This is a genomic window from Alsobacter metallidurans, assembly GCF_014636935.1.
GTDB lineage: Bacteria > Pseudomonadota > Alphaproteobacteria > Rhizobiales > Beijerinckiaceae > Alsobacter > Alsobacter metallidurans.
On the sequence record NZ_BMES01000001.1, the window covers coordinates 372,593 to 394,098 of the forward strand.

Annotated in this window: 21 protein-coding genes; 8 read left to right on the forward strand and 13 right to left on the reverse strand. The window is 69.5% G+C overall.

Annotated features, from left to right (window positions below; genetic code table 11):
- Positions 1–6 precede the first annotated feature (6 nt).
- The 4 genes from IEV99_RS01615 to IEV99_RS01630 all read right to left on the reverse strand — a co-directional run bounded on the left by IEV99_RS01615 (position 7) and on the right by IEV99_RS01630 (position 4,519).
- Positions 7–1,104, reverse strand: a complete 1,098-nt coding sequence (locus IEV99_RS01615; protein WP_188515989.1) for an extracellular solute-binding protein — start codon at positions 1,102–1,104, stop codon at positions 7–9.
- Complete coding sequence (locus tag IEV99_RS01620; RefSeq protein WP_188515990.1) at positions 1,101–2,255, reverse strand: aminotransferase; 1,155 nt, start codon at positions 2,253–2,255, stop codon at positions 1,101–1,103. The genes IEV99_RS01615 and IEV99_RS01620 overlap by 4 nt, the downstream gene beginning before the upstream one ends.
- A gap of 325 nt (positions 2,256–2,580) precedes the next feature.
- Positions 2,581–3,201 carry a nucleotide exchange factor GrpE gene (gene grpE / locus IEV99_RS01625; RefSeq protein WP_188515991.1) on the reverse strand — a complete coding sequence of 207 codons (621 nt, stop codon included), beginning with the start codon at positions 3,199–3,201 and terminating at the stop codon, positions 2,581–2,583.
- 103 nt (positions 3,202–3,304) lie between these two features.
- On the reverse strand, positions 3,305–4,519 hold the full coding sequence (locus IEV99_RS01630; protein WP_244643454.1) for a penicillin-binding protein activator: 1,215 nt from the start codon (positions 4,517–4,519) through the stop codon (positions 3,305–3,307).
- Between the two features lie 169 nt (positions 4,520–4,688).
- Between IEV99_RS01630 and rsmI the strand changes: the two genes are divergently transcribed.
- The 3 genes from rsmI (at position 4,689) to gshB (ending at position 7,034) form a co-directional block, all read left to right on the forward strand.
- A complete protein-coding gene (gene rsmI, locus IEV99_RS01635) occupies positions 4,689–5,609 on the forward strand; it encodes a 16S rRNA (cytidine(1402)-2'-O)-methyltransferase (RefSeq protein WP_188515992.1) in 921 nt (306 codons plus the stop codon).
- Positions 5,610–5,990, forward strand: a complete 381-nt coding sequence (locus IEV99_RS01640) for a YraN family protein (RefSeq protein WP_280514626.1) — start codon at positions 5,610–5,612, stop codon at positions 5,988–5,990.
- A 96-nt stretch (positions 5,991–6,086) separates the two neighbouring features.
- Positions 6,087–7,034 (forward strand): glutathione synthase, encoded by a 948-nt coding sequence (gshB, locus tag IEV99_RS01645; protein WP_188515994.1) that lies wholly within the window; start codon positions 6,087–6,089, stop codon positions 7,032–7,034.
- A 139-nt stretch (positions 7,035–7,173) separates the two neighbouring features.
- On the opposite strand, the gene IEV99_RS01650 is transcribed toward gshB, so the two are convergent.
- From IEV99_RS01650 to IEV99_RS01665, 4 genes are all read right to left on the reverse strand, one after another.
- The gene (locus IEV99_RS01650) at positions 7,174–7,683 is read right to left on the reverse strand and encodes an OsmC family protein (RefSeq protein ID WP_188517596.1); all 510 of its coding nucleotides are present in this window, start codon (positions 7,681–7,683) and stop codon (positions 7,174–7,176) included.
- Positions 7,684–7,718: 35 nt separating this feature from the next.
- The gene (locus IEV99_RS01655; RefSeq protein WP_188515995.1) at positions 7,719–8,501 is read right to left on the reverse strand and encodes an ABC transporter ATP-binding protein; all 783 of its coding nucleotides are present in this window, start codon (positions 8,499–8,501) and stop codon (positions 7,719–7,721) included.
- On the reverse strand, positions 8,501–9,301 hold the full coding sequence (locus IEV99_RS01660; RefSeq protein WP_244643749.1) for an ABC transporter permease: 801 nt from the start codon (positions 9,299–9,301) through the stop codon (positions 8,501–8,503). The genes IEV99_RS01655 and IEV99_RS01660 overlap by 1 nt, the downstream gene beginning before the upstream one ends.
- A 102-nt stretch (positions 9,302–9,403) precedes the next feature.
- On the reverse strand, positions 9,404–10,384 hold the full coding sequence (locus IEV99_RS01665) for an aliphatic sulfonate ABC transporter substrate-binding protein (protein ID WP_188515996.1): 981 nt from the start codon (positions 10,382–10,384) through the stop codon (positions 9,404–9,406).
- A 299-nt stretch (positions 10,385–10,683) separates the two neighbouring features.
- Here IEV99_RS01665 and IEV99_RS01670 point away from each other — a divergent pair, with 299 nt between their 5' ends.
- Together IEV99_RS01670 and olsB are read left to right on the forward strand one after the other, a co-directional pair.
- A complete protein-coding gene (locus IEV99_RS01670; protein WP_188515997.1) occupies positions 10,684–12,804 on the forward strand; it encodes an ATP-binding protein in 2,121 nt (706 codons plus the stop codon).
- Between the two features lie 158 nt (positions 12,805–12,962).
- Positions 12,963–13,922 (forward strand): l-ornithine N(alpha)-acyltransferase, encoded by a 960-nt coding sequence (gene olsB, locus IEV99_RS01675; protein WP_188515998.1) that lies wholly within the window; start codon positions 12,963–12,965, stop codon positions 13,920–13,922.
- 225 nt (positions 13,923–14,147) lie between these two features.
- Here the strand turns inward: olsB and IEV99_RS01680 are convergent, their stop codons facing one another.
- From IEV99_RS01680 to IEV99_RS01690, 3 genes are read right to left on the reverse strand one after another with little or no spacing between them, the layout of a single operon-like run.
- A complete protein-coding gene (locus IEV99_RS01680) occupies positions 14,148–15,044 on the reverse strand; it encodes an SDR family oxidoreductase (RefSeq protein WP_188515999.1) in 897 nt (298 codons plus the stop codon).
- Positions 15,041–16,159: a tRNA epoxyqueuosine(34) reductase QueG gene (gene queG / locus IEV99_RS01685; protein WP_244643755.1), complete on the reverse strand. Its 1,119-nt coding sequence runs from the start codon at positions 16,157–16,159 to the stop codon at positions 15,041–15,043. The genes IEV99_RS01680 and queG overlap by 4 nt, the downstream gene beginning before the upstream one ends.
- Entirely contained in the window at positions 16,156–16,848 is a 693-nt protein-coding gene (locus IEV99_RS01690) for a glutathione S-transferase family protein (RefSeq protein WP_188516000.1), read from the reverse strand. Before IEV99_RS01690 ends, queG begins: the two co-directional genes overlap by 4 nt.
- 200 nt (positions 16,849–17,048) lie before the next feature.
- Between IEV99_RS01690 and IEV99_RS01695 the strand changes: the two genes are divergently transcribed.
- The gene (locus IEV99_RS01695) at positions 17,049–17,864 is read left to right on the forward strand and encodes an undecaprenyl-diphosphate phosphatase (protein WP_188516001.1); all 816 of its coding nucleotides are present in this window, start codon (positions 17,049–17,051) and stop codon (positions 17,862–17,864) included.
- Positions 17,865–18,036: 172 nt separating this feature from the next.
- On the opposite strand, the gene nth is transcribed toward IEV99_RS01695, so the two are convergent.
- A complete protein-coding gene (nth, locus tag IEV99_RS01700) occupies positions 18,037–18,909 on the reverse strand; it encodes an endonuclease III (RefSeq protein ID WP_188516002.1) in 873 nt (290 codons plus the stop codon).
- 53 nt (positions 18,910–18,962) lie between these two features.
- On the opposite strand from nth, the gene IEV99_RS01705 reads away from it, so the two are divergent.
- Complete coding sequence (locus IEV99_RS01705) at positions 18,963–19,469, forward strand: DUF2244 domain-containing protein (protein ID WP_188516003.1); 507 nt, start codon at positions 18,963–18,965, stop codon at positions 19,467–19,469.
- A 76-nt stretch (positions 19,470–19,545) separates the two neighbouring features.
- Complete coding sequence (locus IEV99_RS01710) at positions 19,546–20,439, forward strand: bifunctional helix-turn-helix domain-containing protein/methylated-DNA--[protein]-cysteine S-methyltransferase (RefSeq protein ID WP_244643455.1); 894 nt, start codon at positions 19,546–19,548, stop codon at positions 20,437–20,439.
- Positions 20,440–20,457: 18 nt separating this feature from the next.
- On the opposite strand, the gene IEV99_RS01715 is transcribed toward IEV99_RS01710, so the two are convergent.
- Positions 20,458–21,456: a hypothetical protein gene (locus IEV99_RS01715; protein WP_188516004.1), complete on the reverse strand. Its 999-nt coding sequence runs from the start codon at positions 21,454–21,456 to the stop codon at positions 20,458–20,460.
- Positions 21,457–21,506: the final 50 nt, after the last annotated feature.

Genomic DNA, 21,506 nt, shown 5'->3' on the forward strand with positions numbered 1-21,506 from the left:
GCCTGCTCACTTGCCGGTTTTCACCTTCTGCCACCCGCGCGCAACCTGCTTTTGCGCCCGCTCGTCGAAAGGGGGGCTCGCAAACAGCCGCCGCATGACGTCGGCCGGCGGAAAGATCGCCGGGTCGTTGGCGATCTCGGGCTTCATCAGCGCCCGCGCCCCCTGCACGGCGTTCGCCAGGCCGAGCGCGTCGGCGTTGCGGGCCGCGATCTCAGGCCGGAGAACGAAATCCACGAAGGCGTAGGCGGCGTCCCGGTTGGGCGCATCGGCCGGGATCACGAGGCTGTCGATCCAGATCGGCGCGCCTTCGCGCGGGATCGTGTAGGCGATCTCGACCCCGTTGTCGGCCTCGCGGGCGCGGCGCCGCGCCAGCAGGATGTCGGCCGAACTGGCCGCCGCCACGCAGGCTTCTCCGCTCGCCAGCCCGTTCGCGGCCTCGGCCGTGCCGAATTTGTCGATCTGGCCGCGTGCCCGGAACAGGACGTCCGTGACCCGGTCGAGATCGCCGATGCGCCGGCTGTCCTGCGGCAGCCCGAGCATGCGCAACGCCGAGGGGTAGATGTCGTCCGGCGCGTCGGCCAGAACCACGCCGCAATCCTTAAGGCGGCCGTTCTCGGCCCGCAGCGCCATGTCCCAGCCGCCCGACGCCTTGTCGCCGAGGCGCTCCCGCACCTTGCGGACATTCGTCCCGATGCCGAAAGTTCCCCACGCATAGGGAATCGCGGTCGCGCCGGTCGGGTCGAAGACGCGGAGCTTCTCGGCGATCTCCGGCGAAAGCCCCTTGGCGTTCGGCAGCCGCAGCCGGTCGAGCCGGACCAGCAGGTTCCTGGCGGTTAGCCGCGACACGGCGGGGCCGGACAGCACCGCCACGTCGTAGCGCCCGGCTCCCGCGCGCTGCTCGGCCGCTTCGGCGCTGTCATAGGGGTCCACCGCGACCGATATACCGGTCTCGCGGGTGAAGCGGTCCAGCACGCCAACGTCGAAATAGTCGGGCCAGGCAAAGATCGCGATGGTTTTGGCCGGCGAGGCGGCCCAGGCCGATGGCGCCAGGCAGCCGGCCGCCAGCGCGAGCGCATGGAGAAAGAGCCGCCCCGCGCCCCTCATGCGGCCTTCCGGGCGACGCCGTCCAGCCGCCCCAGCGCGCCGTCCAGCACGGCGTCTCCCTTGGCGAAGCAGAAGCGCACGGCGCTGCGGATGGCGTCCTGCGCATAGAACGCCGAAACCGGGATTGCGGCGACGCCATGCTGGCGAACCAGACGCTCGCAGAACGCCACGTCGTCAGTCTCGCCGAGCGGCGCGATGTCGACATTCAGGAAATACGTGCCGGCGCTCGGCAGCACCGCGAAGCCGCGCTCGGCGAGCCCCGCCGCGAAATGGTCGCGGCTGCGCTGCAGATCGGCGCGCATGCCGGTGAAGTAGGCGTCGTCCTTGCCAAGCCCATACGCGACGGCGGCCTGCAGGTTGGGCGGCGTCGTGAAGGTGAGGAACTGGTGCGCCTTGGCGAGGACCCGCAGGATTTCGGGCGCGGCGCAAACGAAGCCCACCTTCCAACCGGTGAGCGAGAAGATCTTCCCGGCGGATCCGATCTTGATCGTCCGTTCGCGCATGCCGGGCGCGTTCAGCATGGTGGAGTGGCGCAGGCCGTCGAACACCACGTGCTCCCACACCTCGTCGCAGATCGCCACGGCGTCATGCCGGACGCAGAACCGCGCCAGCAGGGCGAGGTCCTCGGCCGAATACACGACCCCGGCCGGGTTCAACGGGTTGTTGAACAGCACCGCCTTGGTCTTCGGCGAGAACGCCTCGGCCAGCATGGCCTCGGTGAAGCGCCAATGCGGCGGCTGCAGGCGCACGAAGCGCGGCACGCCGCCGGCGCGCAGCACCAGCGGCAGGTAGGCGTCGTAGAGCGGCTGGAACAGCACCACCTCGTCGCCGGGCTCGATGATCGCCATCAGCGCGCCCGCCAGCGCCTCGGTCGCCCCCGAGGTGATCATGACTTCGCGCTCGGGATCGAGCGTCACGCCCTGGTGGTGCGCATAGTGCGTCGCCACCGCCTGTCGGAGCTCGGGCATGCCCATCATGGGCGGATATTGGTTCCAACCCGTCATCACCGCCTCGGCGGCGGCGCGGCGCACGTCTTCGGGGCCCGGCGAATCAGGAAAGCCCTGGCCCAGATTGATGGCCCCGGTCTCGCGCGCGAGGCGCGACATGACCTCGAAAACCGTGGTGGGCAGGTCGGCAAAAATGGGATTCATGGCAGATCGGCTCGTGTGCCGCTCCCCGCGACAGGAACGCCGTGCTTAGCACGACGCCGGCGGGCGGCTCCACCGCGGGATGCGGGATGGAGCGATGCGGGACGAGGGCGGCTGGAGCCATTCGGCCCCGTCAAACCTTTCAATCACCCCAATCCCCTCATCCTGAGGAGCGTCGCCCCTTGGCGATGCGTCTCGAAGGACGAGGGACTCCAGCAGGCGAAATGAACGAGCGCTCTGGACCCTCCTCCTTCGAGACGCAGGCCCAAGCGGGCCTGCTCCTCAGGATGAGGGCTTTGAGAATGGCTGGAACGAGGAGACGTAGAACTCAGACCTGCCGGTCCACGCCCTCGCCGGTCGATCCGGGCTTCGGGCCGCCCTTGGCTACGCCCACCAACGCGGGGCGCAGCACGCGATCGCCGATCACGAAGCCGGACTGCACCACCTCGCGAACGGTGCCGTTGGGCACGGACGGGTCCGGGACCTCGAACATGGCCTGATGGAAATTGGGGTCGAACTTCTCGCCCTTGGGGTCGATCTTGCGGATGCCGTGGCGTTCCAGCGTTTTCAGCAGGTCGCGCTCGGTGAGCTCAACGCCTTCGATCACGGCCTTGAGCGCGCCTTCGGCGGCCGCGGCGGCCTCGGGGGGCAGGCTCTCCAGCGCGCGGCGCATGTTGTCTGCCACGTTCACCATGTCCTTGGCGAAGTTGGTGGTCGCATAGGTGCGGGCGTCCGCGACTTCCTTCTCGGTGCGGCGGCGCAGGTTCTCCATCTCGGCCAGGGTGCGCAGCACCTTGTCCTTGAGGCTGGTGTTCTCGGCGTTGAGCGCCTCGATCACCGAATGGATGTCGCGCTCGCCCTCGGCGCCGGGCGCTTCGCCGGCCGAGGCCTCGGGACCGGGAGCGCCGGTTTCGACGGGAGTCTCGGTCTGCGGATCAGGTTGGGTCATGGCGTCGCTTGTTCACGCAATTTCACTGGGGATGGCCGGCATATCAGCCTGCCGCACGTGAAAATCAAGAGCGACGCGCTGATGAAGCTCCAGCGTCAGCAGCTCAGCTGCCCGGCGCGAAGGTCCGCGGCGCGGCGCTGATCACGCTGGACGAGCCGGTTCCGACCTGCAGCACCGCCAGCCCGCGCTGGTTCACGCCGTCCTGGCGGAAGCGAAACAGCCCATCCGTGCCGATGATGCCGTCCGGATTGGTAAGCGTCGGCTCGTTGAAGGCCTGGGCGCCATATTTCGCGTTCAGCGCGTTCACCAGAAACACGGCGTCATACGCCAGCGTGGCGAGGCGCGTCGGATCGCTGCCGAAGCGGGCGCGATAGCGGGCCGCGAAGTTGTTGAAGCCCGCCTTGTCGGGCGCGGCGTACCATCCGCCCTGCAACGTTTTCGCGCCGAAGACTCGCGCGTCGTCCCACAGGCCCGTGCCCAGGAATTGCATCCGCGCATTCGTGACGCCGTTGGCGGCCAAGACCGGGCCTACCAGCGCCAGGCCCTCGCCGCCATCCGGGATCAAGAGGGCGTCGGCTTGGTCGCCCAGGGCCGCGATGCGCTTGGCGGTGACGTCGATCGACGCCTTGTCCTGGTTGTAGCGCTCCAGCGCGGCCACGCGCACGCCGCGCCGGGATGCGGCCTCCTGGAAGGCGGCCGTCACAACCGTGCCGTAGGCCGTGTTGGGGATCATGGCCGCGATTGAGCGCTTTCCGCGAGCCGCCGCGAACTCGACGATCCGGTCGACCTCCGACTCGGGCATGAAGCTGAGCAGGTAGACGCCCCGCGTCGCCGCGCTCGCGTCGGTCGAGAACGCAATCACGGGCTTGCCGGCCTGCCGAGCGACCTGCCCGGCCGCCTGCACGGAGGAGGCGAAGAGCGGGCCGACGATGACCTCCGCGCCCTCGCCGAGCGCCTGCTGGGTCGCCTCGCGCGCGCCGTCCGGCGAGCCGCGATCGTCCTTCACCAGCAGGGCGACGTTGGAGTTGGAGAACTCGGCGACGGCCATTTCGGCCGCGTTGCGCAGCGAGTTGGCCGCCACCGCGGCGTTGCCCGCGCCCGTGAGGGGCAGCACGAGGCCGACACGCAGCTTACCGGCTTCAATGGCGGGAGCCGCCGGCGCCGGGGCGGGCTCGGGCGCGGCGCCGAAACCGCCGCCCACGCCGGGCATGTTGCCGGCGCATCCCGAGGCCAGGGAGCCCAGCACGAGGGCGGCCAGGATGTTGCGCAACGCGCCGGCGCGCGAAGTCCCGTTGGCGTTTTTCGTCGACTGGGACACGGGCGCAACCTCCGGCGGCGTGACGGCAGAACGCCGCCTTGCCTGCGCCGCGCTCGCGACGCGGTCTGGCGGCCCGGCGGCTTCAGCTCCAGCTTGTGTTTACCTGCCGTCGCGGCTTTTGCGAAGGGCAAGCGGGCGTGCCATGGTCGTCCGGACGGGAATCGAGGCAATGACGCAACACCCTCACGCGCCGGGCGAGCGCTCATCCAGCTTCACGGCCTTCGGCATGCGCGCCGAGGCCACCACCTTGCGGCCGGGCCTGCACGTGGTCGCGACGCCCATCGGCAATCTCGGCGACGTCTCGTTCCGGGCGCTCGGCACGCTGGCGGCGGCCGCCGCGGTGCTGGCCGAGGACACGCGCGTCACCAAGACGCTGCTGGCCCATTACGGGATCACGACGCCGCTGACGCCCTATCACGAGCACAACGCCGAGGAGATGCGGCCGCGCATCCTAGCGCGGCTCAAGGCGGGCGAATCGCTGGCGCTGGTGTCCGACGCCGGCACCCCGCTGGTGTCGGATCCCGGCTTCAAGCTCGTGCAGGCAGCCGTGGCCGAGGGCATCCCGGTGACGGGCGTGCCGGGCCCCTCCGCCGTGCTGGCCGCGCTCGTGGTCGCCGGGCTGCCGACCGACCGCTTCTTCTTCGAGGGCTTCCTGCCCGCCAAGAGCGCCGGGCGGCGCGAGCGCCTTGAAGCGCTGCGGCCCGTGCCCGGCACGCTGGTGTTCTTCGAATCGCCACGCCGCGTCGCCGACATGCTGGCCGACGCCCGCGACGTGCTGGGCGACCGCGACGCCGCGGTGGCGCGCGAGCTGACCAAATATTTCGAGAACGTCCGCCGGGGCACGCTGGGTGAGCTGGCCGAGCGCTACGCCGCCGAGGATGCCCCCAAGGGCGAGATCGTGGTGCTGATCGGCCCGCCGACACAGCACGCCGCCGAGACGCAGGCGCAGGGCGACGACGCCATCGACGCCAAGCTGCGCGAAGCGCTCGCCAAGCTCTCCGTGAAGGACGCCGTCGCGATCGTCGCGCAGGACACCGGCATGCCGCGCAAGCGCGTCTACGCCCGCGCGGTCGCGCTGGTGAAGGAATAGGTGGCCGGCGGCCGCGCTCCAACCGACCGTCGCGCGGCGCTGCGGCGAGGCATGCACGCAGAGATTGCAGCCGCTGGATACATGCTCGCGAAAGGCTACAGGGTGCTGGCCTGGCGCTACAGCGGCGGCGGCGGCGAGATCGACCTGATCTGCCGGCGCGGCGACGCAATCGTGTTCGTGGAGGTGAAGGCCCGGGGCGATCTTGACGCCGCCGGGTGGGCGATCGGGCCCACCAAACAACGCCGCTTCATGCGCGCCGCGCGGCACTGGATCGCCCGCAACGGCTGGGCGGCGTCGCTCTCCTGGCGCTGCGACGCGGTGTTGCTCGCCCCCTGGCGCTGGCCGCGCCACGTGCCGGATGCGTTTCAGCTCACCTTCTAGCCTTGCAAACACGCAAGCGCGCCCCGGGTTGCGCCGCACGGTGAAGCGGTGGAAGGTGCGGCCGGCCGCGTCGGCCAGCCTTGCCAGGAGATCCCCATGTCGTTGACCGTGGCCGTCCAGATGGACCCCATCGAGCGCATCAACATCGCCGGGGATTCCACCTTCGCGCTCATGCTCGAAGCCCAGGCGCGCGGCCACAAGCTGTTCTACTACACGCCCGACAAGCTCTCGATGCGCGACGGCGTCGTTACGGCCCCGATGCAGTCCGTGCAGGTGCGCGACGTGAAGGGCGACCATGTCACGCTGGGGGAGGCGGAGACCCGCGACGTCGGCCAGATGGACGTCGTGCTGCTGCGCCAGGACCCGCCCTTTGATCTCGCCTACATCACGTCGACGCATCTTCTGGAGCGCATCCACCCCAAGACGCTGGTGGTGAACGACCCCGCGCAGGTGCGCAACGCGCCCGAGAAGATCTTCGTGCTGGAATTTCCCCAACTGATGCCGCCGACGCTCATCACGCGCGACAAGGACGCCATTAACGCCTTCCGGGCCGAGCACGGCGCCATCGTGATGAAGCCGCTCTATGGCAATGGCGGCGCGGCGGTGTTCAAGGTGGCCGAGAAGGACCCGAATTTCGGCTCGCTGTTCGACCTGTTCTCGGTGACGTTCCGCGAGCCGTGGGTGGTGCAGCAGTTCCTGCCGCAGGTCAGCGAGGGCGACAAGCGCATCATCCTGGTGGACGGCGAGCCGCTCGGCGCGGTGAACCGCGTGCCCGCCGAAAACGACATCCGCTCCAACATGGTGCGCGGCGGCGCGGCCGAAACCACCATGCTGTCCGACCGCGAGCGCGAGATCTGCGAGACCATCGGCCCGCATCTGCGCAAGATGGGGCTGCTCTTCGTCGGCATCGACGTGATCGCCGGCAATCTCACCGAGATCAACGTGACGTCGCCCACCGGCCTGCGCGCCATCAGGCGCCTGGGCGGACCCGACCTCGCGGTCTCGATCTGGGAGTGCATCGAGGACAAGGTCGGGCGCAGCTGAGGCGCGTCCCGCCGTCATCCCCGGCGACCTGCGGAGCAGGTCGGGAAGGGGATCCAGGGGCAAAGGCGCTCACTCCTGGATCCCCTTCCCGGCGCTGCGCGCCGCCGGGGATGACGGCGAGGTTCGATTGCCCGCCCTCTCAGCCCCGGTTCACCTGCACGCTGAGCTGCGGCTTGGTGTTGATGGTCTGGAACACCACGCAATAGCGCTCGGTGAGCTTGATCAGCGAGTCGATCTTCTCCTGCGGGGCATCCGTATCGAGATCGAAGGCGAGCCGGATGGCGCGGAAGCCCACCGGCGCATCGCGGTCGACGCCCAGGGTGCCGCGAAAATCGAGGTCGCCCTCGGCCCGCACCACGCCCTTGCGCAGCGGCACCTCGAGGGCGGTCGCGACCGCCTTCAGGGTCACGCCCGCGCAGGCGACCAGCGCTTCAAGCAGCATGTCGCCCGAGCACAACTCCGCGCCGGAGCCGCCCGTGGCCGGGTGCAAGCCCGCCATCGCAAATGCGCGGCCGGTCTCGACCTTGCAGGCGATCTTGGCCTCGTCGATCTCGCCGGAGGCCTTCAGGGTGATCACGGCCGCGTCCGGCGCGTCCTTGTACTTGGCCTTGATGGGCGCCTGCATGGCGCGCAGCGCGGTGGCGTCGATTGAATCGGACATGGTTCACTCCCTGCGGGTTTTGGTCACCACCACAGCTCGGCGCCGCCGGCGGATGGCGTTTGATGGTCTTCGGCAGTCTTCAGCGACCGGTCGAGCGCATTCAACACGCGGCGCTTGGCCTTGTCGAACCCGGGCGCGAGCTTGTCGCGCGGCCGGCCGGCCCGCACCGAGATGGTCTCGAACACGCGGCCCGGCCGGGGCCGCATCACCACCACGCGGTCGGCCAGCGACACGGCCTCCTCGACGTCGTGCGTGACAATCACGACGGTCGGTCGGCTCGCGGCCCAGAGCGTCAGCAGGTGCTCATGGAGGCTGGCGCGCGTGAAAGCGTCCAGCGCCGAGAACGGCTCGTCGAGCAGCAGCACCTTGGGCCGGGCGACCAGCGCGCGCGCAATGGAGACGCGCTGCTGTTGACCGCCCGAGAGCTCGCGCGGCCAGCGCTGGGCATGCTCGGCGAGGCCAACCCGCTCTATCGCCTCGGCCACGCGCGCTTCGCGCTCGCCGCGGGGCAGGTCCATGACGCCGAAGCCGACATTGTCGGCGACGCACAGCCATGGCAGCAGGCGCGGCTCCTGGAACGCGATGCCGACGGCTGGATGCGGGCCAAGGATGGGCTCGCCGTCCACCGTGATCGCGCCCGACGTGGCCGTGTCGAGCCCGGCGACGAGGCGCAGCAGCGTGGTCTTGCCGCAGCCCGATCCGCCCACCACAGCGAGGATCTCGCCGGCTTCCACCGCGAGATTGATGCTTTGCAGCGCGTGCGTGCCGTCCGCGTAGGTTTTCGAGAGGCCCTGGACGACGAACATCAAAGACGCCCCCGCCGCAGGTCCTGCCACGCCGTGAGCGGCGCGGTCGCTGCCACCACGATGCCGTCGCAAACCTTGCCGAGCAGCGCGAACGCGATGATGGCGGCGAGGATCTGGTCCGGCCGACCCATCTGCTGGCCGTCGAGCAGCAGGTAGCCGAGGCCCTCGGACGCGCCCATGAGCTCTGCCGCCACCACGAACATGAAGCCGAGGCCCAGGCCGGAGCGGATCGCGATGATCCATTCGGGCAGGACCGCCGGCAGCATCACCCGCCGCACAGTCGCGAAGGGCGACAGCCGAAACACGCGCCCGACCTCCAGCAGCTTGCGGTCGATGCCCGCGATGGCGCCCGCGACGCCGAGATAAACCGGAAAGAACACCCCGACGGCGATCAGGATGATCTTGGACGTCTCGAAAATGCCGAACCACAGCAGGAACAGCGGCACCCATGCGATGGACGGCACGGCGCGCAGCGCTTGCAGGGTGGGATCGAAGATCCAGCGGAAGCGCTCGGATGCGCCCGCGAATGCCCCCAGCAGCGTGCCGAACAGGGCCCCGAATGCAAAGCCCGCCAGCACGCGCCCGAGCGTGGCGCCGACATGCACCCAGAGCTCACCGGTGCGGGCCAGCGACCAGAACGCCTCCAGGATCTTGGACGGCGGCGGCATCAGCCGGCCCTGCGCCAGCCCGAGCCGCACGGCCAACTCCCAGCCGAGCGCCAGGCCGACGGGCAGAACGAAGCCGAGCAGCCAGGGCCGGGCCGTCCGCCTGGCCCGGACAGCCGAACGCGGCGTCGTCAGGGACGGCGCCGCGTTGGTTGCATCCGTCGGGAGGGAGGTCGACGGCTGCGAAGGAAGAGTGGAGGCGTCCAAACGCGAAGTCTCGGTGAAGCTCGCGGAGCCTTACTGGGTCTGCGTCTTGGAAGCGAGATACTTCGGCTCGATCAGGCCGTTCACGGTGGCTTTCACGTCAACGGCGGCGTCGATCACGCCGGCCTGCTGCAAGGCGAGGCCGGCCGCCAGGATGGTGTCCGCCTGGGGCTGGCCGATCGGCCCATGCGTCAGCTCGGTGCGCTCCAGCTGCTTGGCGATTACGGCGTCCGGCAGCTTGGTGGCGGCCACCAGCGTGGCGCTGAGGTCCTTCGGGTTGGCGAGCGACCACTGGCGGGCCTGCTCGTAGACCTTCAGGACGCGCGAGACAAGCTCGGGATTTTTTTGCGCGAACTCCTCGCGCACGTTGAGGATGCCCCAGGTGTTTGCGGCGGCGTTGCGGAAGAACAGCTTGGCGCCGCCCTCCACCTCGGCGGCCGCCATCAGCGGGTCGAGCCCGGCCCAGGCTTCCACGTCGCCACGCTCCAAGGCGGCGCGGCCGTCGGGATGCTGCAGCAACACGAGCTTCACGTCCTTTTCGGTGAGCTTGGCGTCCGCCAGCGCGCGCACCAGGAAGATGTGCGGATCGGTGCCGCGCGTCACCGCCACACGCTTGCCCTTGAGGTCCGCCACCGTCTTGATGGCGTCGCCCTTGGTGACCAGCGCGGTCCACTCGGGGCGCGAATAGACATAGACGGACTTGATCGGGTTTCCGTTGATCTTGGCCACCAAAGCGGCCGAGCCGGCCGTGGAGCCCAGATCCAGCGATCCGGCGTTCAGAAATTCGAGCGCCTTGTTTGAGCCGAGCGACTGGACCCAGCGGATGGTGATGCCGTCCTTCTTGAACTCCTCCTCGAGCAGGCCCTTGTCCTTCAGCACGAGGCTGACGGGGTTGTAGGTCGCCCAATCGATCCGGATTTCCTTGACCTGCGCGGAGGCGACCTGGGCCGATCCGGCGCCCAGGCAAAGTGCGGCGGCCAGCGCGAGAGTGTGGCGACGGTTGATCGTGAACATGCGTCCCTCCTGGTGCGGTCGTGGGAGGAGGGATGTCCACCCGCGGCGCTTTAGCTGCATTTGTCGGGCCCAAGAGGCTGATCTCTCGTCCCGGCGCGCCCAGCAAGCTGCTCGCTCAAATCGGCGCGTGTTCCGTTTATAGGTTCATCCGTTCGGTATGTCAAACGATGTGTGATATAAGATTCAATACGAAGTATTTTGTGAATTGCTGCGATCCTGGGTTGTAGCCCGCCGCTGCTTCGTTGTTCGAACCAACCATTTCTCAATGCCTCTCGTGCATGCTGGCCGGAGAGGATGGAATGAACGCGCTTCAATTCAGCACCGCCGGGTGGCTCTCGCTTCTGGTTTTCGGCTCGTTATCGGCCCTGGCGCTGATCGCGGCCGCGCTGCTGCTGCGCGACTATTTCAGGATCGAGGCGCGCGCCGCCGCGCTGGAGGCCAAGAACGAGAAGCTGCAGGATCACATCTGGGAGCTGCGCGAGAGCGAGGACCGGTATCGCAGCCTGATCGAGGGCCAGGACGACCTCATTCTCCGGCGCGACCAGGCTGGACGCCTCACTTATGCTAACGAGGCCTTCGTGGCCCTCGCGGCCGTGCCGCGCGAGCAATTGCTCGGGGCCGAGTTCCAGATACCGGCCCTCGAGACCAGCGATGAGCGGCAGGGCGATGATGGTTCGCGCAGCTACGACCAGGCGATCGCGACCGAGAAGGGGCAGCGCTGGATCTCCTGGCTCGAAAGCCCGGTGCGCAGCGCGCGCGGCGAGACCGAGATCCAGGCCGTGGGCCGCGACATTACGGATCGCCGCGAGGCCGAGGCGGCGCTCGCGGCCGAGCGCGCCAAGGCGCAGGCCGCCAACGAGGCCAAGAGCCGCTTCCTCGCCACCGTGAGTCACGAAATCCGCACCCCGCTCAACGGCGTGCTCGGCATGGCCGACCTGCTGATGGGCACCAAGATCGACCCCGAGCAGCATACCTATGTGCGCGCCGTGAAGACCTCCGGCGAGGCGCTGCTGTCGATCATCGACGAGATCCTCGACTTCTCGAAGATCGAGGCCGGCAAGCTCGAGCTTTCCGCCGAGCCCTTCGACCTCGCCGCCCTGGTGGAGGGCGCGGTGGAGCTCCTGGCCCCGCGCGCCCAGGGCAAGGGCATCGAGATCGCCGGCTTCGTGGCCGCGAACGCCCGGCGAATGGTGGTGGGCGACGCCGCGCGCCTGCGCCAGGTGCTCACCAACCTGGCCGGCAACGCCGTGAAGTTCACCGACGAGGGCGGCGTCGGCGTGCTGGTTGAGCGGGACGCCGCCGGCCGCATCGCGTTCAGCGTCTCGGATACGGGCGTCGGCATCCCGGCCGACCGGCTGGCGCGCATCTTCGAGGAGTTCGAGCAGGTCGACGGCTCGGCTTCCAGCCGGCACGGCGGAACCGGGCTCGGCCTGACGATCTCACGGCGCCTCGTGGCCGGAATGGGCGGTGAGCTGACGGTCACCAGCGAACCCGGCCGCGGCTCGGTGTTCGCGTTCTCGCTTGATTTCGAGGCGGCCGACGCGGGCCCGGACGCCGCAAGCGCGTCTCCTGCGCTGTCCTTTGCGGGCATGACCGCCCTTGTGGTGTCGCGATCGCCCTTCGAGGGCCCGTTCATGCTGCGCCGCCTCCAGGAGCTCGGCGTCCGCGCGCATGGGGTCACCACCACGCAGAGCGCCGTCGTGCGCCTCAACGAAGGCGGCTTCACGCCCGACCTTCTGGTGATCGACGGCGCGGTGGGCGAGGACGACGCCCGCATGGTGGCGGCGCTGGCCAAGCGCTGCGGAGTGGTGCGCCGCCTCGTGCTGCTGTCCCCCTTCGAGCGCCGCTCCTTCGGCCCGCCCTCTGCGGCGGGCTTTGACGGCTATCTGGTGAAGCCCGTGCGAGCCCGCGCGTTGGCGTCACGGCTGGAGCCGGAGAGCGAGGCCGCGCCGGCGCCCATCGTGGCCGACATCGGCGGGGCGCAGCCCGACGCGCCGAAGCACGCCGGCCCGGCCGCGCAGGGCATGCGTGTGCTGCTGGCTGAGGACAACGACATCAACGCCCTGCTGGCCACCAAGCTGATGCAGCGCATGGGCGCAAGCGTGGACTGGGCGAAAAACGGCCGCGAGGCGGTCGCGCGCTTCGAGGGGTCTTTGCGGGCCGGCGAGCGCTACGATCTCGTGCTCATGGACGTTCGCATGCCGGAGCTCGACGGGCACGAGGCCACCCGCCAGGTCCGCGAGCTGGAAAGCCGCCACGGTGCGGCGCGGGTGCGCATCGTCGCGCTCACCGCCAACGCTTTCGAGGAGGACCGCGGCCTCGCACTGGCGTCCGGCATGGACGCTACGGTGGCGAAGCCGCTCGATCCGGCCGCGCTCACACGGGCGATCGGCCTGGAGACGCTTGCCCGGACGGGGTGAGCGCCGGGCTTGAACGGAGCGTTCATCGAACCGTCCGATTTGTCACAATCGCGTCAGCCGACTATGATCAAGAGGTTGCGTCAGGGCGACGCGTCACCCTTGCGAGCCGGCGCTGGCGTCGCCTCCGGCGTTGGGGGTCTTCGCCAATGTGGCAACCGATGCAAGCCGCCAAACCGGCCTCGCACGCCGCCGCCTCGCTCACGTCCCGGGTCATCGTGAATTTCCACCGCCAATCCGCCGGCTTCCTGACGCGCGCCAGGCTCCGCCCCGATCCCGCGCCCGAAGGGCTGGCGGGAACGCTCGGGCGCATCGGCTCGCTCGAGGTGCGGCTCGCGCAGACCAAGAAGGACGTGAAACGCGCCCAGAAGCTGCGCTATCGCGTGTTCTACGAAGAGTTGGCGGCCGTGCCTGACATGCTCTCGCGGCTGAAGCGGCGCGACATCGACGCTTATGACCTCATCTGCGACCACCTGCTGGTGATCGATCATGAGGCTCCCGCCGAGCTGTTCGGCAAGCCCCATGCGCGCAAGCGCAAGCCCAAGGTGGTCGGCACCTACCGGCTGCTGCGCCAGGAGGTCGCGGAACGGCATGGCGGCTTCTATTCGGCGGGCGAGTTCGACATCGGCCCCATTCTGCGCAGCCATCCGGGCCAGCGTTTCCTGGAGCTCGGCCGCTCGTGCGTGCTCGCGCCCTACCGCGACAAGCGCACCGTGGAGCTGCTCTGGCACGGCGTATGGACCTATGTGCGTCGTCACCGCATGGACGTGATGTTCGGCTGCGCGAGCCTGGAGGGAACCGACCCGGCCCAGCTGGCGCTGCCGCTCAGCTTCCTCCATCACCACGCCATGGCCCCGGCAGAATGGCGCGCCCGAGCGCTGCCGGGCCGCCACGTTCCCATGGACGTGATCGACAAGACCGCCATCAACCCCAAGGCGGCGCTTCATAGCCTGCCGCCGCTGATCAAGGGCTACCTGCGCGTGGGGGCGACCTTTGGCGATGGCGCGGTGGTGGACCGGCAGTTCGGCACCACGGACGTGCTGGTGGTGCTGCCTGTCTCGGCCATCAGCCCGCGCTATATCGGCCATTTCGGCGCCGACGCGGAGCGGCACGCGGCCTGAGGGCGGGGCGCGGTCCTAGAGCCGTCAGCCACTTACGATCCCCTCATCCTGAGGAGCGTCGCCCCTTGGCGATGCGTCTCGAAGGACGAGGGTCTCCAGAGCGCACGATGATTGAGCATCCTGAAGCCCCTCGTCCTTCGAGACGCAGGCCCAAGCGGGCCTGCTCCTCAGGATGAGGGGTGTTGTGGAAGCTGACGGATCGCTGATTGTAGCCAGGTCTGGGCCCTACTCAGCCCCGCCCGCTTCACCTTCGCCCCGGCCGTCGCCCGCCTCGGCCAGCGCCTGCAGGGCTTCCCGGTAGGTCGGATACTTGAACGCGTAGCCGAGCTCGTCGCGCACCCGGCGGTTGGAGACGCGCTTGTTCTCGCCATAGAAGCTGCGCGCCATCGGCGACAGCTCGGCGGTCTCGAAAGCGAGTTCGGGCGGCGGCTCGACGCCCAGCAGTCCGGCCGCGTAGGTGACGACGTCCTGCGGCGGCGCGGGTTCGTCGTCCGTGACGTTGTAGATCCCGCCGTCGGGCTTGCGCAGGGAGGCGGCCAGCACGCCCGCGATGTCGTCGACATGGATGCGGTTGAACACCTGGCCGGGCTTCACCAGGCGCCGCGCCGTGCCGTTCTGCAGGTTCACGAGCGCGTTCTGTCCGGGACCGTAGATCCCGGACAGGCGAAAGATGTGAACGGGCTTGCGCGTCTGGCGGCCCAGCGCCAGCCATCCCTCCTCGGCGTGGACCCGGCGGGCGGAGCGCTCGCTGATCGGCCGCGGCGGCGTGGTCTCGCTAACCCAGGCCCCGGCATGGTCGCCATAGACCCCGACGGTGGACAGATAGCCGATCCAGCGCAGGTTGGGCGCCGCGCCGATGCGTTCGGCGAAAACGCGCAGAACCGGGTCGCCCTCGTTGTCGGGCGGAATGGAGACCAGCATCGCGTCCGCGGCGTCGATCGCGGCCGGAAGCGCCGCGTCCCAGCCGGTGGCGTTGAACACGAGCCCGCGCACGCCCTCCTGCGCCAGTGCGGCGGCTTTCGCCGGCGAGCGCACCGTGGCGGCGACGTCCGAGAATGCGTCCTGCTGCGCGCTCACGAAAGCGCGGCTGGTGTAGCCGTAGCCGAAAACGAGGAGATTCACGGGGGGCTGCTCCATTCGGCCTGGACGTCAGGGTCGGTCTCACGCGGCGCCAGAGCCGCCCGCGCCCGTGCGAACCGCTCCGGCGCGAGCCGTCCCAACGCCCATATAGCGGCTCCGCGCACCAGCGGCGAGCCGTCCGCCAACAGCGCTTCCGCATCGGGCGCGAGCGCAGGATTGCCCGAATTGCCGATCGCGACCAGCACATTGCGCACGAAACTGTCCCGTCCCGTACGTTTCACGGGCGTTCCGGCAAATTTGACCCGGAACGCCGCGTCGTCCAGCCGCGCGAGTTCGGCGAGCGGCAGGGCGTCCAGATCAGCGCGCGCCTGAAGCTTGGCGTCACGCCCCGCGGCCGCGAACTTGTTCCAGGGGCAGACAGCGAGGCAATCGTCGCAGCCGAAGACGCGGTTGCCGATCCCGACGCGCAGGTCTCGCGGGATTGGCCCCCGGTGCTCGATCGTCAGGTAGGAGATGCAGCGCCGCGCATCCAGCCGATAGGGGGCCGGAAAAGCGTCCGTCGGGCAAATGTCGAGGCAGCGCGTGCAGGAGCCGCAATGGTCGGCCTCGGCGGCGTCCGGCGGCAGGTCGGCGGTGGTGAAGATCGCGCCCAGAAACAGCCAGGAGCCATGCTGGCGCGACACCAGCACGCTGTGCTTGCCCTGCCAGCCGACCCCGGCCGCCTGCGCGAGCGGCTTCTCCATCACGGGCGCGGTGTCGACAAACACCTTCACCTCCCCGCCCGACTTGGCTTTGAGGCGGCTTGCGATCTGTTTCAGCCGGCCTTTCAGCACATCGTGGTAGTCGCGGCCACGGGCGTAGACCGAAATCACGGCGCGATCGCGCAGCGAGAGCCCGGCCAGCGGATCGCTTTCAGGCGCATAGCTGGCGGCCAGCATCACGACGCTGCGGCACTCCGGCCACAACGCCCGCGGGTCGGCGCGCTTGTCCGGCTCGTCGGCGAGCCAGTCCATGTCGCCATGGCGCCCTTCCGCCAAGGCCGCCAGGAGCTGCGCTCGCGCTTGCGGGATAGAGCCGGGCGTCGTCACCCGGACGACGTCGAAGCCTTCGCGCCGAGCGTCCGCGACTAGCCGGGCCTTCAGGGCCTCGCCGGTCAGAAGTCCAGGTCGGCGTAGTGTTCCGACGGCTCCATCCCGAGCACCCGGTCGGCGAGAAGCGGCCGGAACGACGGCCGGGACTTCACCCGCGCGTACCAGTGCTTGGCTGTCTCGTTCTCGTTCCACGGCACGTCGCCCAGGTAATCCGCCGCCGACAACTGCGCGGCGGCCGCGAGGTCGGCCCAGCTCAGCCGGTCGCCGGCCAGCCAGTTCCGGCTCCCCATCAGGAAGCCGATATACGACAGATGATAGCGGATGTTGGATCGCGCCGCCCGGATGGCCGCCATGTCGGGCGCGCCGCCGCCCAACTCGGCTGGCATGAAGCGCTTGAACACCTTCTCGGTCACCAGGTAGCCCGTGACCTCGTCATGCATCTTGCCGTTGAACCAGTCGACGAGGCGGCGCACCTCCACCCGGCCCATCGGGTCGGACGGCAGCAGCCTCCGCTCGCCCAGCGCGAGCCCGCGCGTCTCGTCGAGATATTCGGCGATCACGGCCGCGCCCGGCACGGCGCCGCTCGGGTCCTCCACGAACACCGGCGTGGTTCCGGCCGGGTTCATGACGAGGAACTCGGTGCGCCGCTCGAAGGCGCGCTCCTCCACGAGCGCGACGTCGATGCCGAACTCGCCCAGCACAAGCCGGACGAAACGCGAATGGGGGCAAAGCGGGTGATGATAGAGCGTCGCCATCTGCGGCTTCGACTCCGAAAAATGCAGGCCTGAAGGAGGCGAGGGGATCGAAAGCCCGCCAGGCGGAACGCTCAGGGTGGCGCCGCGCGAGGGCAGCGTATAAAACCGCCACGCGTTCGGGACAACCCGAATCGTCCCCCTGCGCACAAGCCTGTCCGGTGCGCCCCGCCTCGCGCCGGCCTTCTCCAAAGGAATTCCGCATGGACCTCGCGCTCGCCCTCAAAGCCATCGTGCTCGGGATCCTGGAGGGCTTCACCGAATTCCTGCCGGTGTCATCCACCGGCCACCTGCTGCTGGCCGAGCACTTCCTCGGGCTGAACTTCGGCGACGAACAATTCGACAAGACGTTCGCGGTGCTGATCCAGCTCGGCTCGATCCTCGCCATCCTGGGAGTCTACCTGCGCAAGCTGCTGCAGATCGCCTTCGCGCTGCCGAGCGACCCGAAGGCGCGCAATTTCGTGATCGGCGTGCTGGCCGCCTTTCTGCCCGCGGCCGTGATCGGCGCGATCCTGCACGGCTTCATCAAGGGCGTGCTGTTCAACCCGCTGGTGGTCTGCATCGCGCTGATCGTCGGCGGCCTGGTCCTGCTGGTGATCGACGAGCGTGCGCCCGCGCCGCGCTATCACGACGCCACGACTTTCCCGCTGTCCATGTACGTCAAGATCGGCTTCGCCCAATGCCTGGCGATGATCCCGGGCGTGTCGCGCTCCGGCGCCACCATCGTGGGCGCGATGCTGATGGGGGCCGACAAGCGCGCCGCCGCCGAATTCTCGTTCTTTCTGGCCATGCCCACGATGGCGGGCGCCTTCGCGTATGACCTCTTGAAGAACTACAAGACGCTGGACACCAGCCATGTCGGCATCATCAGCGTCGGCTTCGTGGCGGCGCTGATCGCCGGCCTGCTGGTCGTGAAGGGCCTGCTCACCTACGTCACCAAGCACGGCTTCGCGGTGTTCGCCTGGTGGCGCATCCTCGTCGGCGCGGCCGGCTTGGCCGGGCTGTGGGTCTACGGCTGAGGTTCGGCGCTCGCTGTCGAGTGATCCGAACCGCCCTGTCCCCTGATGGGGAGAGTGGGCCGCCTGCGGCCATTTCAAGAGAACTCGCTTTGCCGAGAAACACGCGCCGACGGAGCGCGTGCCTTCTCCCCACCAGGGGAGAGGGACAGGGTGAGGGTCTTGCCAGCCGCCGTTACTCCTGCAGCGGCGCGTCCTCGGGATCCGCGCCGGGCGGCGGGCTCTGGCCCGGCAGCGTCTTCGGCTCGAAGCGGCAGATGTCGCTGACGATGCAGCGGGGGCAATCCGGCTTGCGGGCCTTGCAGACATAGCGGCCGTGCAGAATGAGCCAGTGGTGGGCGTGGAGGCGGAATTCCTCGGGGACTGCCTTCTCGAGCCCTAGTTCCACATCCAGCGGCGTCTTGCCGGGCGCCAGCGGGAGACGGTGCGACACGCGATAAAGATGCGTGTCCACCGCAATGGTGGGCCGGCCAAAGGCGGTGTTCAGCACCACGTTCGCGGTTTTGCGGCCCACGCCCGGCAGCGTTTCAAGCGCCTCGCGGCTGTCCGGCACCTCGCCGCCGAACTCGTCGATCAGCTTTCGCGACAGCGCGATCACGTTCTTGGCCTTGTTGCGGAAGAGTCCGATCGTCTTGATCGCCTCGCGCACCGCGTCCTCGCCCAGCGCCAGCATCTTCTGCGGCGTGTCCGCGACTGCAAAGAGCGGCCGCGTCGCGATGTTGACGCCCTTGTCGGTCGCCTGCGCGGACAGCACCACGGCGACCAGCAGCGTGAACGGGTTGCTGTGCTCCAGTTCCCCCTTGGGCTCCGGATCGGCCTCGCGGAAGCGCGTGAAGAGCTCGCGCACCAGCGGCGGCTCCAGCGGCTTCGGGGCTTTCGGCGCCCTGGCCTTCTTCGCCGGCTTCGCCTTCGCGGCCGGCTTGGCGCCGGCCGAGGTCTTCGGCTTGGGGCTGGGCTTCGCGGCAACCTTCCCGCGCGCGGCATCCGCGGCGATTGGCCTCGTGGAGAGTTGATCGGCGACGGGCTTTCTCGGCGGCATGGCTGACATATAATTTTCCAGATGGAAGGGCGGCAAGCTCAAACCCAGGCAGGCAACCTCCAATGTCCCCCGAAGAGGCGCCACCCGTTTTCTCCGCGGTGCTGCATCCGCACCGCTCGCTGAACCTGCGCGGCGTGCGGCTCGTGATGGTGCTGGTCGCGCTGGCGAGCTGCGTCGCCAGCATCCCGTTCATCGTGCTCGGCTTCTGGCCAGTGGCGGGGTTCTACGGTCTCGACGTGGTGCTGCTGTTTTTCGCCCTGCGCGCCAGCCTCGCGGAAGCGCGCTCCTCCGAGGAGGTGCGGGTCAGCGCCCTGGAGGTGTTCCTGCGCAAGAACCCCGTGAAGGGCCCCTCGGCGGAATGGCGGTTCAACCCGGCCTGGACGCGGCTTCATCGCGAGGAACACGAGGAATTCGGCGTCCAGCGGCTCGCGCTGGTGTCGCGCGGCCAAATGGTGGGGCTCGCTGCGTTTCTGTCGCCGGACGAGAAAGCCAACTTCGGCGACGCGCTCTCGGCCGCGCTGGCCGAGGCACGGCAGGGCGTGATCTACAATCCCTATTCGCCGTCCTGATCAGGCGGCCCCGCAGCTTTCGGGTGTCGGGCCTTTCGGCGACCGCCTAGTGTGGCGGTCGACACGGAGAGCCACGATGTTGCAATCCACCGCCGAATTCGCCCCCGTGGGGGTCGCCGACCTTCAGCCCGGACCGCTGGAGGATTATGACCGCGTCCGCAAGGCGCTGGCCTTCATGACCGAGCACTGGCGCCGCCAGCCCTCGCTGGACGAGGTCGCCGCGCAGGTGGGCGTCTCGTCCTCGCACCTGCACCACATCTTCCGGCGCTGGGCGGGGCTGACCCCCAAGGCCTTCCTGCAGGCGCTGACGCTCGACAGCGCCCGCGCGCTTTTGCGCGACTCGGCCAGCGTGCTGGACGCCGCCTACGAGGTCGGCCTCTCGGGCCCGAGCCGGTTGCACGATCTGTTCGTCACGCACGAGGCCATGAGCCCGGGCGAATGGAAGGCCGCGGGCGCCGGAGTCGCGATGGCGTATGGCTTCCACCCGTCGCCCTTCGGCGAGGCCATCGTGGTCGCGACCGCGCGCGGTCTCGCGGGCGTGGGCTTCGTGGACGATGGCGACCGCGAATCGGCGCTGGCCGACATGGTGCGGCGCTGGCCGCGGGCGCAGTTTCGCGAGGACCCGGCCGCCACGCAGGCGCTGGCCCAGCGGGCTTTCGATCCGGAATGCTGGCGCTCCGACACGCCGCTGCGCGTGGTGCTGATCGGCTCGGATTTCGAGGTGCGGGTGTGGCAGACGCTGCTGCGCATTCCGATGGGCCGGGCCACCACCTATTCGGACATCGCCCGCCACATCGGCGCGCCCAAGGCGGCGCGCGCCGTAGGGGCGGCGGTGGGCCGCAATCCGATCTCCTTCGTCGTGCCCTGCCACCGCGTGCTCGGCCGCTCGGGCGCGCTCACGGGCTACCATTGGGGTATCACCCGCAAGCAGGCGATGCTGGGCTGGGAAGCCGGGCAGACCGCCGCCTGATTGGCGGCGCGGCGCCGCCTACCGGAAGATATCGAAGATCGACTTGGTCGCCGGTGGGGGAGGCGGCGGGGCCGTCGCGGGCCGCGTCGGCAGGGCCTCGGCCGGGGCCGCGGTCATCAGGCCGCCATCGGACGCGGGCTTGGGCTTCGGCTTGGGCGCGGGCTTGGCGGCCACGATGGCGTTCTCGGGCTTGCCGTCCAGCCGGTTCAGGCGCGCCGCGAGGCTGGCCGCCCGCCATTCCGTGTAGCGCGATGCGCAATAGCCGTGCGCGGCCTCGCGGGCGTAGCCGCCGCAGATGGTTTCGCGCTCGGACGTAAAGCCGGCCTGCTCGGCCGCCACCTGCTTGATCTCGGCCTTGCCCTTGGTGCGGCTGAGCAGCGCCTTGAAGTTGTCCCGCACCGCCTTGTCGGCGCGCCCGCGGTCGCTCTCGATGCCGCCCACCGCCTCGATCGCGCTGGGGGCCGGCCCCCACATGCCGCGCGGCTCCACGCGGCAATCGGCTTCCGTGAAGGTGCAGCTCGGCGACGCGCTCGTCACCAGCACCGCGCCGTCCAGCATGTCGAAGGTGAGCGGGCAGGCCGGGAAATCCAGCGTATAGCGCAGCACCCCGTCCGGTCGACCGGCCGGCTTCAGGTCGATGGGCCTTCCGCCGCCAAGATCAATGCCGCAGGCCTCGGTCGGCTTCGAGATCTTGTCGCCGGACGCGATCACGGTGGCGGCCAGGGACGTCTTGTCCTTGCGCTCGATCACGAGCTTGCCGCGCGTGCCCTTCAGGAACAGCGACTTGCCGACCAGCGCGTCCTCGCCGGCGATCTTCACCGCCGCGGGCCCGGCCGGCGGCCGTGGCGCCGCCGGGGCGGAGGGCGCAGCCTGGCCGGGCGACGCCGGCTGAACGGCGCCTTGCGGCGTCGGGGCGGAAGCGCCCGGCAGCATGAGCTGCGCGGCGGCGGGCGTGGCCCATGCCGCCGCGAGCGCGAGCGTGGCGAAGAGGCGGGGGGCTGAAACGCGAAGGGGCAAGGCGAGGGCTCGTGTTGCGGCGATTGCAACAAGGTTACCACGGCGTTGCT